The sequence below is a fragment of the Streptomyces botrytidirepellens genome (genome assembly GCF_003721215.1).
Classification (GTDB): domain Bacteria; phylum Actinomycetota; class Actinomycetes; order Streptomycetales; family Streptomycetaceae; genus Streptomyces; species Streptomyces himastatinicus.
In genome coordinates this window covers 16,546-28,582 of record NZ_RIBZ01000078.1, presented here as the reverse complement: position 1 = coordinate 28,582, position 12,037 = coordinate 16,546, and the positions used below count along the sequence as shown (strand labels likewise).

Genomic DNA, 12,037 nt, shown 5'->3' with positions numbered 1-12,037 from the left:
CTCGCACCCGGCTCACCTGCGGCGATGACTTTTCGAGCGGCACAGGCTCAGAACTTCTCGGCGACGTGCTTGCCGAGATCGAGTTCGATTCCCTGAGGCTGCTGCAAGCCGCGTTCGAAGAGGCTGCGCAGGTGATCCGCGTTCTCCGGACGCATCGACGTGCGCCTGAAGGCGGCCATAGCGGCTGCGTAGTCCCCCGCTGGGATTGCGGTGGCCGCGTCGACGAACTCCTTCGCGCCGGAGACCCCGGCCTTGCTGAAGCCGGCGATGCGGCGGGCGAAGGTGTCGACGAAGTCGTCCAGCTCGTCCTCGGGAAGAACGCGGTTGACGTAGCCGTATTCGGCGGCGAGATGGGCCGGGAAGTCGTCTCCTCCCACCACGATCTCCATCGCGCGGCCCCGGCCCACCAACTCGGCCAGTCGCCCCATCGGGTTGCCACCGGGTACGGCGCCGAAGCCCACCTCGGGCTGTCCCAGGATGGCGTTGGTACCGGCGAAGCGGATGTCCGTGTTCAGGACGAACTCACTTCCCGCTCCTCGGACACGGCCCTTGATGGCCGAGATCGTGACAGCCGGGACCTTGCTGAGGCGCAGAAGGCTGTCCGGGTAGGGGAGGAGTCCGGTGGGGCCCGGGGCCGTGGTGTACACGCGCTCGATCTCGGACAAGAGGTCGAAGTGTGCCATGAAGAAGTCGGGGTTGGCACTCTGGAACACCACGACGGTCAGATCGGGGTCCTCCTCCATACGGGTCACCAGATCGGCAAGCTGCTCGATGGTGTCCGGATCGATGAGGTTGATCGGGCCGTTCTCGAAGGTCACCTTCCAGTAGGACGGCGACACCGCATGTACCTGAAATTGCGAGTGATTGCTCATGGGGGCGATGCTAGAGAGTCTGACTTTAAAAATGCAACCCAGTCTGGACGTGACTGTGACCCCACTTTCGAGGGAAGCGGTGAGTTCGAGGGCGCCGGACTGTCACCGCATCGGCGCTGAGCAGGCATGTCCGTCGTCCGGCTGCGCGGATGGCGCCGCGAGCCGCCGGAAGAGGAGGTGATGCGGGTGGGATTCTTGCTGCTGTTCATGGCGCAGCCCCCGAAGGCTCTCGCGCATCCTGACGCCGCAGAAGGAGTGCCAGGAGAAAGCCTCGGTGACTGCTCGGGCCGTCAAGAGATCCATGGACCCAGGAGTGCTCACTGGAGTGCGGGCAGGTTCTCTGTGTACCGCCCCAGCGCGGGTCCTGTGGGCCGCCGGCCCTCGCCGTTCCGCCGCATCCCGGATACCGCTGCAGTCGGCTGGGCGGGATCAGGAACTTGTTGGCGGGGGACGCCGTCAGCCGGACTGGCTGGCGGGTGGTCGACCCAGTGGACGACACCTACCGCAGGCAGATGAACCGGCAGCTCGCCGTGCAGGAGTCCCGCCACAAGCTGGCCCGGGACATCTGCCACGGCAAGCGTGGGCAGATCATGGAGGCGTACCGCGAGGGCCAGGAGGACCAGCTCGGCGCGCTCGGCCTGGTCCTGAACGCGACCGTGCTGTGGACGACCACTACCGGACGCCGCCTCGCCCAGCTGCGGTCGCTGCCGCCCGAGGAGCGTGAGCACGACGTTCTGGACGAGGACGTGGCCCGGCTCTCCCCGCTCAAGCACGCCAACCTCAACGTGCTGGGCCGCTACAGCATCCGCGCTTCGGTCCCGGCCGACGGCGGCCTGCGCCCGCTGCGCGGCCCCATCGCGCCGGAGCTTGACGAGGACGACGGTGGGCAGGGCTGACCCGGACCCAAGGCCGACGGCAGGTGCCTTGCCGGTGCGGCAACACTCTGTCTGGACCGGAGGCCAGGTGACTTCCGAGTGCCGCCTGGCCGTCCTGGATCCGTCGCGTCGGGGGCCGGGCGGGTCGGGGCCTGCTGGCGGCGTCAGGCACCGCTGACAACCCGCATGAAGACCGTCGGTTCAGTGTGCTCGTTGAGGTAGGCATACTGCTGGTCGCTGGGGATGGTGGCGCTCTGCCCCGGCCCCACCATCTGCGGTCCGGTTTCCAGGGCGAGGGTGAGACGGCCGGCGAGGACGTGGTGGATCTCCTGTGCTCCGGGCCGGTCGGGTTCGGCGTCGTAACGGCCGCCTGGGGTGAGGGTCCAGCGCCATAGTTCGGCGCGCGGGTTCTCGGTGGCGCCCAGCAGGAGGGCGGTGCTGCCGTCCCGGGCCTCCCATACGAGCGTGCCTTCGGCTTCCGCGCCGGGCGCGTCGTTCTCAGGCAGGGCGAGGGCGGCGAAGTCGGTGTCGAGGGCGAGGGCGACGCGGTCGACGGTGGCGAGGCTGGGGTTGGCCTGGCCGAGTTCGATGTCGGTGAGCATGCGCCGGCTGAGCTTGGCGGCGTCGGCGAGCTGCTGGACGCCCCAGCCTCGCTGTTTGCGCAGCGTGCGGATGCGCCTGCCGATACGGGTGACGAACTCCTGCGTTGCCTGACTGTCGGGGGCGCTCTCGCTGCTCATGGTGAGCACTATAGTGCACAAAAAAGTTGCCACCCGATCGAGTGGGCAATATATTGCTCATTATGCGTGTGATCAGCTCTCCCCGCGTCTCCGAGCAGGCCGTCCTCGCCGCTCTCCGCGACGCCTTCGGGGCCCCTTCCCTCCGTACGGCACCGACTCCGGGCCAGTTCGTCGTCGACCTGCCCGGTGGCGGTGACGTCATCCACTACCCGGCCGTCCTGCCCCATGCCGACGTCTACTCGGTCAAGGTCTCCCCGTACCTGCCCGACCCTGCCGGTCCCGCCGTGGTCACGGCGTGGACGATGCTCGTGAGCCTGTCCACCGGACAGCCGCTCGCGCTGCTGGACGCCTCCAAGCTGACTGTCGAGCGCACCGCGGCCACCACCGTGCTCGCCACCGACCTGCTCCTGCCGCCCGGCGCCCGCACCGCGGCCGTCATCGGTTACGGGCGCGTCGGCCGTGCGCACGCCCGCTACCTGCGCCACCTGCGCCCCGGCATGACCGTCCGCGCGTTCTCACCGAAGGGCGTCGACGAGGCCGACGACGGCGTCCAGGCCGCGGCGAACCTTGAGGACGCGGTGACGGGTGCGGACCTGGTGATGCTGTGCACCTCGGCCGCCGACGATGTGATCGACCCCCGTGCCCTGCCCGCAGGCACGGTCGTCACCTCGATCTCGACCAACGCCCCCGGCGCCCGCGAGATCCCGCCCGCCGCCGTCGAGGCCCTCGACGTCTACGTCGACGCGCTCACCACCCTGCAGGTCGCCGCCGACCTGACCCGCGCCGCCGCTGACGGCTGGGACCCCGCCGCCGTGCGCGGCGACCTGGCCGGCCTCGTGGCCGGCCGCGCCCAGGGCCCGAGCGGCGAGCGGCCGGTGTACTTCCGGTCCGTGGGACTGGGCATCGAGGACGCGGCCGTCGCCTGGGCCGCCCTGTACAACGACAATGCCATGACGAAGGGACAGTCCCGGTGAAGATCCGCCCGTTCGCCGTCGAGCAGTGGATGAACGACTACGAGGAGACCTGCCGCCACAACCTCGCCGAGACCTGCGTCCGCTCCCTGACCACCGGCGAATTGCTTCAGATGTCCGGACGGCGGGAGGAGATTCTTGCCGAACTCGACGACACCCCGCTCACCTACGGCCCCATCGCCGGTAGCCCCCGCCTGCGTGGCCTCGTCGCCGGCCTCTACGAGAGCCGGGGCCCGGACAACGTCCTGATCACCCACGGCGCGATCGGCGCGAACACCCTCGTGCACGCCACCCTCGTTGAACCCGCCGACCACATCGTGGCCGTCGTCCCCACCTACCAGCAGCACTACTCCATCCCCGACAGCTACGGCGCCCGCGTCACCCAACTGCCGCTGCGCGAGGAGAACGGCTGGCTGCCCGACCTCGACGAACTCGACCGCCTGGTCTCGGCCGACACCAAGCTCATCGCCGTCAACAATCCCAACAACCCCACCGGCGCCCTCATCGACGAAGCCGGACTGGCCCGCATCGTCAAGATTGCCGAACGGGTCGGGGCATGGGTGTTGTGCGACGAGGTTTACCGGGGCGTCGACCAATACGGCGACGGCTTCACCGCCTCGATCGCCGACCTGTACGAGCTCGGCATCTCCACCGGCAGCATGTCCAAGCCCTACTCCCTGGCCGGACTGCGCCTGGGCTGGATCGTCGGCCCCACCCGCCTCCTCGCCGAGGTAGCCACCCACCGGGACTACACCACCATCAGCGTCGGACGCGTCGACGACCTCCTGGCCTGCGTCGCCCTGGAGAACAAGGACGCCGTCCTCGCCCGCTCCCACCAGATCACCCGCACCAACCTCGCCATCCTCGACGAGTGGGTCACCGGCCGTGACGACATCACCTACGTCAAACCGGCCTCGGGCACCACCGCGCTCCTGCGCTACAACGCCCCGATCGGTTCCTACGAGTTCTGCACCCGCCTACTCGGGGAGACCGGCGTCATGTTCACCCCCGGCGCCGCCTTCGGCATCGAGCACACCGTCCGCATCGGCTTCGCCGACGACACCGAGACCGTGTGCACCGGCCTGGAACTGGTCGGCCAGTTCCTCGACCGCCTCGCCCAGGACTGACTCACCGGCAAGAGGGCCGGGGGAACCCGGGTGCTCCGCCTGAAGAAGGCGCTGCGCATCCCGACCCGGCGGACCGGGGGCCGGGTCGGCCATGGCGCCCGGGCACTCCGCCGCCGGCGCCGATCGACCCGGACCTGCCGAGCGCGGACATCCGCATCGGGTACGCCCGCTGCTCGACGCTCACCCAGGAACTCCGGTCGCAGGTCGACGCGCCCGACAAGCACGGCATCGAGCGTCCTGCTTCTCCGAGTGCGCCAAGACCAGGACGCCGTCGATGTCCACGATCACTTGCCCGCACGCGTCCGGCGCCGCATCCCCGGCCAATCGCCAGACGTGTTCGCGCACTTCGGCGCGGGCGATGCGGAGCGCAGCCAAGACCCGCTTGCCGCCTGACGCCAGCCTGCCGACCAGACGAGAGACCGTGGGGTCCGAGGCCACAGGCCCGAACACGGCCGACTCGGCCCGCAACAGGGCCACATCGGCCAGGCAGTCCCCGCCCAGCGCGACGGCGAGCGCCACATCCATCAGGATCTTGCCCGGATCGTGCACCGCCCGCGGACGCCGCCACGGCGAGAGCGCCGCCGATATCGCCCCATCCAGTCCGGCTTTCCGGACGGTCTCCACCAGCAGTACGCCGCCCGCCTGGCTGACGACTCCACGGCCGCCGCCCTCGACATGAACACGTGGGTAGGACCCGGTACGCTTCTTCACCCGAGAAATACTCCTAAGCCAGCAACGGACAAGACCCTCAGCAAGTCTCATCGTTGCAGCTCAGGAGCATTTCTTACGTTTTCGATCAGGGTGCGGACAGCTCGCCCCTGCGAGGGCCCGAGGCTAGTCGGCGCGGCCTGTCGCTGCCACGGTCACGCCCAGGCCGATCATTGCGAAGCCGCCCGCCCCGCCGACCATCGAAAGGCGGCGATCCGAGCGGGCGAACCAGGAACGGGCCGCCGAGGCGCCCAGGCCCCACAGGGTGTCCGTAATCATGCCTATGGCGACCGGGACCAGCCCCAACACCATCATCTGGAGGGGGACTTGGCCCGCCGAGTGATCCACGAACTGCGGCAGCACCGCCGCGAAGAAGACGACGCCCTTCGGGTTGGTGACGCCCACGAAAATACCGTCCAGGATCGTGCGCAGATCACCGCGCCGCTCACCCGCCGGGGCCTCCATGTCCCCCGCGCGCATCTCCTTGCGGTGCCGGAACGCCTGCACGCCGAGGTAGACGAGATACGCCGCTCCGGCCAGCTTCACACCCATGAACACCGTCGCCGAACTCTCCACCAGCGCGCCGAGGCCCCACGCCACAGCGATCACCAGGAGGTACGAACCGACCAGGTTGCCCAGGACCGTCGCGAGCGCCGTGCGGCGGCCGTGCGCGAGGGCTCTGCCGATCACAAACAGCACGCTCGGCCCCGGAATCACGATCACCAGCAGCGACATCGCCGCGAACGCGAGAATACTCTCCGTGGACACCATAAGTCCGCCACCTCCTGGATTGCCGTCCAGAGGTCATACAAACAGATGGCGGACCGTCCACTCCAGGCTCATCCACCTGCCGAGACACCTGAGGAGTGCAGCCTTCCCGACGACGAACAGGACCCTAGACAAGTCCCATCGTCCCAGGTCAGCGGCACACCTCACTCATCCGAACAAGCTTCGGACAGGTCACCTCGTGAAAGCGCGAGGCTAGTCTTGGAGATGCTCGCCGGCCCCCTGCCCGGCATCTACGACCCCACAGGCCCGGGAAAGCTGCTGTTCGCATTCTTCGCGGCGATGGCGCAGACCGAGCGGGAGGACATCCGCGAGTCCACGTCCGAAGGGCTCGACACCGCGGCCCGCAAGGGCAAGCACGGCGGCCGCCCGTCATAACCTACGACATGCTCCACACCGTGCTCCGCCGCCGCGCGGCCGGCGAGCCCGTCGAGCAGATTCAGCCCGACCTGATCATCCCCACCGGCAAGCGCAAGGACCAGAACCCCTCGGTGGCCAGCATCTACCGGGCACTCGCCGAGCACGCCAAGCGCGAGGCATACCCCGAAGCCGTCGCCCAGGCACACGCCGACTTCTCCGCCCTCCAGGCCGGGGAAGTCCGGAGCCACGGGCCAAGTCACAGCCCGTACGGTGACACGCCTCCAGGGGCACGGGAGCGCTTAGCGCTAACGGCTGTTCCGTAGTTCCCCGAGGCCGGACGAGTTCTGAGGGTCAGGTGCTGCCATCAGCGACACATCCTCCATGGGAACCTCGCGACCATCGTCATCGAGAAACCCCACGTGGACGGCCCGACCCGTGGAGCGGGTCCGCTGGGAAGCGGAGGGACCTGCGGGCCGCGGACGGTGACGGTCCCCCCACTGCTGCAGCGCACCCAGGACGGGCTGCAGTTCGAGCCCGGCCGGCGTCAGATGGTAGCTCTGCCGGTGCCTGCTACCGGCCTCCTGGTATGCCAGCGTCCGCAGCACTCCGGCGTCGACGAGAACCTTGAGTCGGTCACTGAGCAGGTTCGACGCGATGCCGAGAGCTGACCGGATTTCAGCGAACCGGTGCCTGCCGTAGAGGACCTCACGCAGCACCAGCAGAGTCCACCGCTCGCCGAGTATCTGCAGGCTCCGCTCCATGGAACAGGCCGGCTCGTCATCCATAGGGCCGGACACGTGCCTTCCTGACGGCACAGAACTCACCTCCACATCGACGCCGGGTACTCGTTCCGGTGGCCACATACGCCCCGCAGCCCGCACGACCTGAGTTTACTATCACTAACCAGATGGCACGTACGCCTGCCGGGCGGGAGCAGGCGACTCGGGCAGGTCCTGCCACGGGGTGGACGGCGTGCATCACGCGCAAGATCCCACACAGGCAAAGGGACGCGGCAGGTAAGCAGAAACAACCGTGCACCCCCTCGCAGACCGGGCCGATTGCACGCCGCGGCCGCCGACCTGGCGCATGTAACGGCGAGACGGGCTGGCCAGTACGACCGGCGAGCCAGTGATCCGGTCAGTAAGGCGCAGCCGGGGGCGTCCGCAGCGGACGCCGGACATGGACGGCGCTGCGGGAACCGCGGCCAGCCAGCCGTCAGGCGCGGCGCCTCCGGCGAAGGCCGCCCGCTCCGGATTCCACGGAGCGGGCCGCAAGGCCTGGCGGCGTTCGTTCGCCTCCGGTCGTGGAGCCTGCGAGGGTCACGTCTTGGAACTGGAACCTGCGCTACTTCCGGCCGGGGGAGGCGGCGGTCGGCATCAGTGCCACGGAGCTTTCGTCGACTTCGTTTCCGTCGTCGTCGATGAACCCGACGTGCACCGGTCGTTCGGTGCCCTCGACCAGGCGCAGGATGCTCGGCCCGTCCGGCCACGGCAGGTACTTGTCGCCCCATTGCTGCAGGCCGAGCAGGACGACGAGGAGCTCCCGGCCCGCATCCGTGAGCACGTACGAGAAGCGAGCCCGCTCCCTGGGCTCCCGATAGGGCACCTTCTCCATCACGCCGTATTCGACCAGCGTGTTCAGGCGTGCGGTGAGAACATCCGGCGCCACACCGAGCCCGCTGCGGAACTCCGAGAACCGGCTCGACCCCGCCACGGCCTCGCGCAGGATCAGAAACGTCCAGCGCTCGCCCAGCACGCCCAGGCTGCGGGCGATAGCGCAACTGTCATTCGGAATCTTGCCCATGCTGCAACCCTACCCTGAGTTGCTTCTTCCAACCCAGGTGGTCTACATTGGAAAAACCTACCCAGCAGGAGTTGCGCCATGCAGATCGAAGGACAGACGGCACTGGTCACCGGGGCGAACCGCGGCCTGGGACGTCACCTGGCGAAGCAGTTGCGCGACCGCGGCGCGACCGTCTACGCGGCCGCCCGCAATCCCGCAGCCGTCGGCCTCGACGGCGTGAAGCCGATCGCCCTCGACGTGACCGATCCCGCCTCCATCGCCGCCGCGGCAGAGGCGACCGGCGACGTGTCGATCCTGATCAACAACGCCGGTTCGGCCACCTACGCATCGCTGCTGACGGGCGACCTGGCGGACATCCGCCTGGAGATCGACACCCACTACCTCGGCACCTTGGCGGTCACCCGGGCATTCGCCCCCCAGCTCGGCTCTCACGACAGCAGCGCGGTGCTGAACATCCTGTCGGTCGCCTCCTGGGTCAACTTCACCGATTTCGGTGCCTACTGCGCCGCCAAGTCGGCCTCCTGGTCGATGACGAGCGGGCTGCGCCAGGAACTCGCCCCGCAGGGCACCCGGGTCTCGGCGCTGCACGTCGGGTACATGGACACCGACATGACCGCTGGCCTCGACGCGCCGAAGGCCGACCCTGCCGACATCGCGCGCATCGCCCTCGACGGTGTCGCTTCCGGCGCCCCTGAGATCATCGCCGACGAGACGAGCAAGACCGTGCTCGCGAGTCTGTCCGGAGGCATCGGCGCGCTCCACCCGCAGTTCGGGACGGAGAAGGTCACGCCCGCTTACGTCATTGTCAACTTCGATGTGCTCGACGAGGAGGCCGGCCTGGCCTACGCGGCCGTGGCCCAGCAGTCCATCCTCGACCACGGCGGCCATTACCTGGTCGGGGGACCCACGCCCGAGCCCGTCGAAGGCACCTGGGACTCCTCCGGGTTCGTGGTCATCGAGTTTCCCGACATGGACCGGATCCGGGAGTGGTACGACTCCGCCGAGTACCGGCGGGCCCGGGAGATACGAAAGGACAAGGCCCGGGTGGCCATGCTGTTCGTCGAGGGCGCACCGCCTGAGGGCTTCTCCCGCCCGGCCTAGGTGTGCTGTCCGGGGACGGTCGGGGCGCCCTGGGTGCCGTCGAGGGGCCGGCAGCGGGCGAGGGGTTGGCGGTGGACCTCCGGCGTGGTGCTGATGCGCAGGGTGTAGCCCTGGCCGCACCGTACGGTGACGCCCTGGTCGAGCGCGCCGCGCTCGACGGGCTCCAGTTCGGTGGCGCGGAGGAAGTCGGCGACCTTGCCCGGCACGTCGCGGACGACCGGCGCTCCGGAGCCGGGGCGTCCTTGTCGGCGGCCGCGTGCTCGGGCAGAAGATCAGCGACGGCGGTGCGAACATTCTCGGCAAGCACAGGTACGGCCGCGCCTCACCCGGCCGGTGACGGCGTCGCGATACCGCACGACGAGCCCGGGCGAGGGAGGGGAGCTACGCGGTGACTTTGTCCTTGGCCTCGGTGTCGTCGTCGAAGGTCATCTCCGGTGCGGGCCGGCGGAAGCCCTTGGTCATGGCAGCCAGGTAGACGACGCCGATCGCCAGCCAGACGCCGCCGATCTGGAGTGCGACGTCACCGAGCCTCGTGAGCAGGTAGAGGGAAACGCCGGCGCCGACGGCCGGCATCACCAGGTACGAGAAGAGGTTGGGGGTGCGGCCGTGTCTGCGCTCTCGGACCAGGTGGGCGATCACGCAGACGTTCACCAGGACGAAGCCGAGGAAGGCGCCGAAGTTGATGAACGAGGTGGCTGTGGTCAGGTCGAGTTTCATGGCGATGACACCGGCGGCCGCTGTCAGCAGCAGGTTCAAGACGGGCGTGCCGGTCTTCTTCGACAGGTTGCCGAAGACGGCCTTGGGCAGTGCGCCGTCGCGTCCCATGACGTACATGAGGCGAGCGGCGGAGGCTTGCAGGGCGATGCAGGAGGCGATGGATCCGGCGATGGTGACGAAGTTGATGATCTCGGCGTACGTCTCGCCGCCGACCTGGACCTTCAGGTGGTAGGCGGCCGCGTCGACGTCGGCGAACTTCGCGCCGGGGTGGACCAGTTGCATCACGAAGGACAGCACGATGAAGATCGCTCCGGCGGCGATGACGCAGCCGATGATGCCTCGGCCGATCGTCTTTGCCCCGCCCCTGGCCTCCTCACCGAGCGTGGAGACGGCGTCGAAGCCGAGGAAGGAGTACGCGGCGATGGCGGCGGCCGCAGTGACCGCGCCGATCGAAGTACCGGAGTTCCACAGGGCGTCCGTGGCGGGGGCGGAGGAGCCGTGCTTGCCGAGGAAGACGACACACAGGGTGGCGAAGAGGACCAGCGACCCCAGAGCGATGAACATCAGGACCTTGTTGACGCGGTCCGCGAGCTTCATGCCGAAGACGTTGATGCCGGTGGTGATGCCCACCGAGACGATCAGCCAGACCCACTTGGGTATGTCAGGGAACTGGGCGTTGAAGTAGATCGCCGTGATCAGCCAGCCGACCATCGGGATGAAGAAGTAGTCGAGCAGCATCGCCCAGCCGGACAGGAAACCGATGCGGCTGTCGAGCATCTTGCGGGCGTAGGTGTAGACCGACCCCGAGCCGGGCACGGCGCGCGCCATCCTCGCGTAACTCAGCCCGGTGAGCAGCATCGCGAGGGTGGCGACGGCGAACGCGGTCGGGGCCACGCCGCCGCTGGTGGCGGCGACCACGCCGAAGATCGTGACGACGATGCCGGGGGAGATGTAGGCCAGGCCGAACAGGACGACGGAGAGGAGGCTCAGGTCGCCCTTCAGTCTCATGGTGTTCCCGGTTGTCTCGCTGTTCATCGTGGTGGCTCCTCGGTGGTGTGGGCGGCGTTCCAGGTGGCGGGGTCGATGCGGCCGCCGTACAGCGGGAGCTCGAGGGCTGGGTCGCCGGGGCGGAACTGGTCCCAGATCCGGTTGAGACCGGCGGTGCCGTAGCGGCGGACGTTGCTGACCTCGTCGAGGTCGATCACGTCGGTGAGGGTGGAGTCGCCGGCATCGACGGTTTCGGCGCGCACCGTGCCCTGCGGATCGATGACGAGGCTGCGGCCGATCCCGGATGGGGCAGCGGAATTGACGCTGGCGACGAAGACCTGATTGGTGATGGCGTTGGCGCGGCTGAGGACGACTTCCTGCGCGCGGTCGCTCGTCGACGTGCGGACCACGTTGACGATCAGCTCTGCGCCCATCCAGGCCAGATGGCGGGAGATCTCCGGGAACCAGGTGTCATAGCAGATGGACAGTCCGATGCGGCCGACCCCGGCGAGGTCGACGACCTCGAACCGGTTGCCGGGTGTGGTCGTCTCGTACGGGCGCCACGGGCAGATCTTGCGGTACGCGGCGAGGCGCTCACCCCGTGGTGAATAGACCGGTGTCGTGTTGTGGACGCGGTCGCCGGTGCCTCGCTCGTAGACGCTGCCGGGTACCAGCCAGATGCCCAGATCCCCCGCGAGCTCGGCGAAGGCGGCATCGCGTTTGCCGTCGAGCGGCTCGGCCCCCTTCTCCGGGGCGGCGGGGACGCCGGGGGCGCTCTCGCCGAGGTGCAGTTCGGGGTAGACGACGAGGGCGCCGGGTGCGCGCAGTTTCACGCGCCGCTCCACGTCGGTGGCAAAGCCTGCGAGGTCGTCGGCCGGGCGGCCGGGCGCCTGGGCGAGGATCAGGGGCAGGGGGCGGGCCATGCGGGAACCAGCCAATCGAAAGGATTATTTGTACGAGGAGAAGTCGACGGAAATTCGGGCGCCGATA

At 68.7% G+C, this 12,037-nt stretch carries 13 protein-coding genes and 2 pseudogenes; 6 read left to right on the top strand and 9 right to left on the bottom strand.

Going from position 1 to position 12,037, the window contains the following annotated elements:
- Positions 1-47: 47 nt before the first annotated feature.
- Positions 48-872, bottom strand: a complete 825-nt coding sequence (locus EEJ42_RS05785; protein ID WP_055553546.1) for an enoyl-CoA hydratase/isomerase family protein — start codon at positions 870-872, stop codon at positions 48-50.
- A gap of 473 nt (positions 873-1,345) precedes the next feature.
- Between EEJ42_RS05785 and EEJ42_RS05780 the strand changes: the two are divergent.
- Positions 1,346-1,768, top strand: a pseudogene (locus EEJ42_RS05780) (Tn3 family transposase); the annotation flags it as partial.
- A gap of 143 nt (positions 1,769-1,911) precedes the next feature.
- On the opposite strand, the gene EEJ42_RS05775 reads toward EEJ42_RS05780, so the two are convergent.
- The gene (locus EEJ42_RS05775) at positions 1,912-2,487 is read right to left on the bottom strand and encodes a helix-turn-helix domain-containing protein (protein WP_055553599.1); all 576 of its coding nucleotides are present in this window, start codon (positions 2,485-2,487) and stop codon (positions 1,912-1,914) included.
- Positions 2,488-2,549: 62 nt separating this feature from the next.
- Between EEJ42_RS05775 and EEJ42_RS05770 the strand changes: the two genes are divergently transcribed.
- Together EEJ42_RS05770 and EEJ42_RS05765 are read left to right on the top strand one after the other, a co-directional pair.
- Positions 2,550-3,461: an ornithine cyclodeaminase family protein gene (locus EEJ42_RS05770; protein WP_123098900.1), complete on the top strand. Its 912-nt coding sequence runs from the start codon at positions 2,550-2,552 to the stop codon at positions 3,459-3,461.
- Complete coding sequence (locus tag EEJ42_RS05765) at positions 3,458-4,585, top strand: aminotransferase (protein ID WP_123098899.1); 1,128 nt, start codon at positions 3,458-3,460, stop codon at positions 4,583-4,585. Before EEJ42_RS05770 ends, EEJ42_RS05765 begins: the two co-directional genes overlap by 4 nt.
- 231 nt (positions 4,586-4,816) lie before the next feature.
- On the opposite strand, the pseudogene EEJ42_RS05755 reads toward EEJ42_RS05765, so the two are convergent.
- Both EEJ42_RS05755 and EEJ42_RS05750 read right to left on the bottom strand, forming a co-directional pair.
- Positions 4,817-5,296 (bottom strand): annotated as a pseudogene (locus EEJ42_RS05755) (transposase); the annotation flags it as partial.
- A gap of 123 nt (positions 5,297-5,419) precedes the next feature.
- Positions 5,420-6,064 carry a LysE family translocator gene (locus EEJ42_RS05750; RefSeq protein ID WP_123098898.1) on the bottom strand — a complete coding sequence of 215 codons (645 nt, stop codon included), beginning with the start codon at positions 6,062-6,064 and terminating at the stop codon, positions 5,420-5,422.
- A gap of 222 nt (positions 6,065-6,286) precedes the next feature.
- On the opposite strand from EEJ42_RS05750, the gene EEJ42_RS52560 reads away from it, so the two are divergent.
- Positions 6,287-6,457 (top strand): recombinase family protein, encoded by a 171-nt coding sequence (locus tag EEJ42_RS52560; protein WP_234357060.1) that lies wholly within the window; start codon positions 6,287-6,289, stop codon positions 6,455-6,457.
- Between the two features lie 8 nt (positions 6,458-6,465).
- The gene (locus tag EEJ42_RS52555; protein ID WP_234357061.1) at positions 6,466-6,762 is read left to right on the top strand and encodes a hypothetical protein; all 297 of its coding nucleotides are present in this window, start codon (positions 6,466-6,468) and stop codon (positions 6,760-6,762) included.
- Here EEJ42_RS52555 and EEJ42_RS05740 read toward each other — a convergent pair.
- A complete protein-coding gene (locus EEJ42_RS05740; RefSeq protein WP_055553554.1) occupies positions 6,745-7,224 on the bottom strand; it encodes a winged helix-turn-helix transcriptional regulator in 480 nt (159 codons plus the stop codon). The genes EEJ42_RS52555 and EEJ42_RS05740 overlap by 18 nt on opposite strands.
- A gap of 559 nt (positions 7,225-7,783) precedes the next feature.
- Positions 7,784-8,242, bottom strand: a complete 459-nt coding sequence (locus tag EEJ42_RS05735) for a winged helix-turn-helix transcriptional regulator (RefSeq protein ID WP_055553556.1) — start codon at positions 8,240-8,242, stop codon at positions 7,784-7,786.
- Between the two features lie 78 nt (positions 8,243-8,320).
- Between EEJ42_RS05735 and EEJ42_RS05730 the strand changes: the two genes are divergently transcribed.
- Complete coding sequence (locus EEJ42_RS05730) at positions 8,321-9,343, top strand: SDR family oxidoreductase (RefSeq protein WP_123098897.1); 1,023 nt, start codon at positions 8,321-8,323, stop codon at positions 9,341-9,343.
- On the opposite strand, the gene EEJ42_RS05725 is transcribed toward EEJ42_RS05730, so the two are convergent.
- From EEJ42_RS05725 to EEJ42_RS05715, 3 genes are all read right to left on the bottom strand, one after another.
- Positions 9,340-9,549 (bottom strand): hypothetical protein, encoded by a 210-nt coding sequence (locus EEJ42_RS05725; protein WP_246096120.1) that lies wholly within the window; start codon positions 9,547-9,549, stop codon positions 9,340-9,342. The genes EEJ42_RS05730 and EEJ42_RS05725 overlap by 4 nt on opposite strands.
- Before the next feature lie 175 nt (positions 9,550-9,724).
- Positions 9,725-11,095 (bottom strand): APC family permease, encoded by a 1,371-nt coding sequence (locus EEJ42_RS05720; protein ID WP_123098896.1) that lies wholly within the window; start codon positions 11,093-11,095, stop codon positions 9,725-9,727.
- Positions 11,092-11,970 carry a carbon-nitrogen hydrolase family protein gene (locus EEJ42_RS05715; RefSeq protein ID WP_123098895.1) on the bottom strand — a complete coding sequence of 293 codons (879 nt, stop codon included), beginning with the start codon at positions 11,968-11,970 and terminating at the stop codon, positions 11,092-11,094. The genes EEJ42_RS05720 and EEJ42_RS05715 overlap by 4 nt, the downstream gene beginning before the upstream one ends.
- Between the last annotated feature and the right edge of the window lie 67 nt (positions 11,971-12,037).

Coding starts and splice junctions, on each gene's coding strand:
- EEJ42_RS05770 (WP_123098900.1), top strand. CDS start 2,550: ATGCGTGTGATCAGCTCTCCCCGCGTCTCCGAGCAGGCCGTCCTCGCC.
- EEJ42_RS05785 (WP_055553546.1), bottom strand. CDS start 872: ATGAGCAATCACTCGCAATTTCAGGTACATGCGGTGTCGCCGTCCTAC.
- EEJ42_RS05740 (WP_055553554.1), bottom strand. CDS start 7,224: ATGGATGACGAGCCGGCCTGTTCCATGGAGCGGAGCCTGCAGATACTC.
- EEJ42_RS05775 (WP_055553599.1), bottom strand. CDS start 2,487: ATGAGCAGCGAGAGCGCCCCCGACAGTCAGGCAACGCAGGAGTTCGTC.
- EEJ42_RS05735 (WP_055553556.1), bottom strand. CDS start 8,242: ATGGGCAAGATTCCGAATGACAGTTGCGCTATCGCCCGCAGCCTGGGC.
- EEJ42_RS05720 (WP_123098896.1), bottom strand. CDS start 11,095: ATGAACAGCGAGACAACCGGGAACACCATGAGACTGAAGGGCGACCTG.
- EEJ42_RS05730 (WP_123098897.1), top strand. CDS start 8,321: ATGCAGATCGAAGGACAGACGGCACTGGTCACCGGGGCGAACCGCGGC.
- EEJ42_RS05750 (WP_123098898.1), bottom strand. CDS start 6,064: ATGGTGTCCACGGAGAGTATTCTCGCGTTCGCGGCGATGTCGCTGCTG.
- EEJ42_RS52560 (WP_234357060.1), top strand. CDS start 6,287: ATGCTCGCCGGCCCCCTGCCCGGCATCTACGACCCCACAGGCCCGGGA.
- EEJ42_RS52555 (WP_234357061.1), top strand. CDS start 6,466: ATGCTCCACACCGTGCTCCGCCGCCGCGCGGCCGGCGAGCCCGTCGAG.
- EEJ42_RS05715 (WP_123098895.1), bottom strand. CDS start 11,970: ATGGCCCGCCCCCTGCCCCTGATCCTCGCCCAGGCGCCCGGCCGCCCG.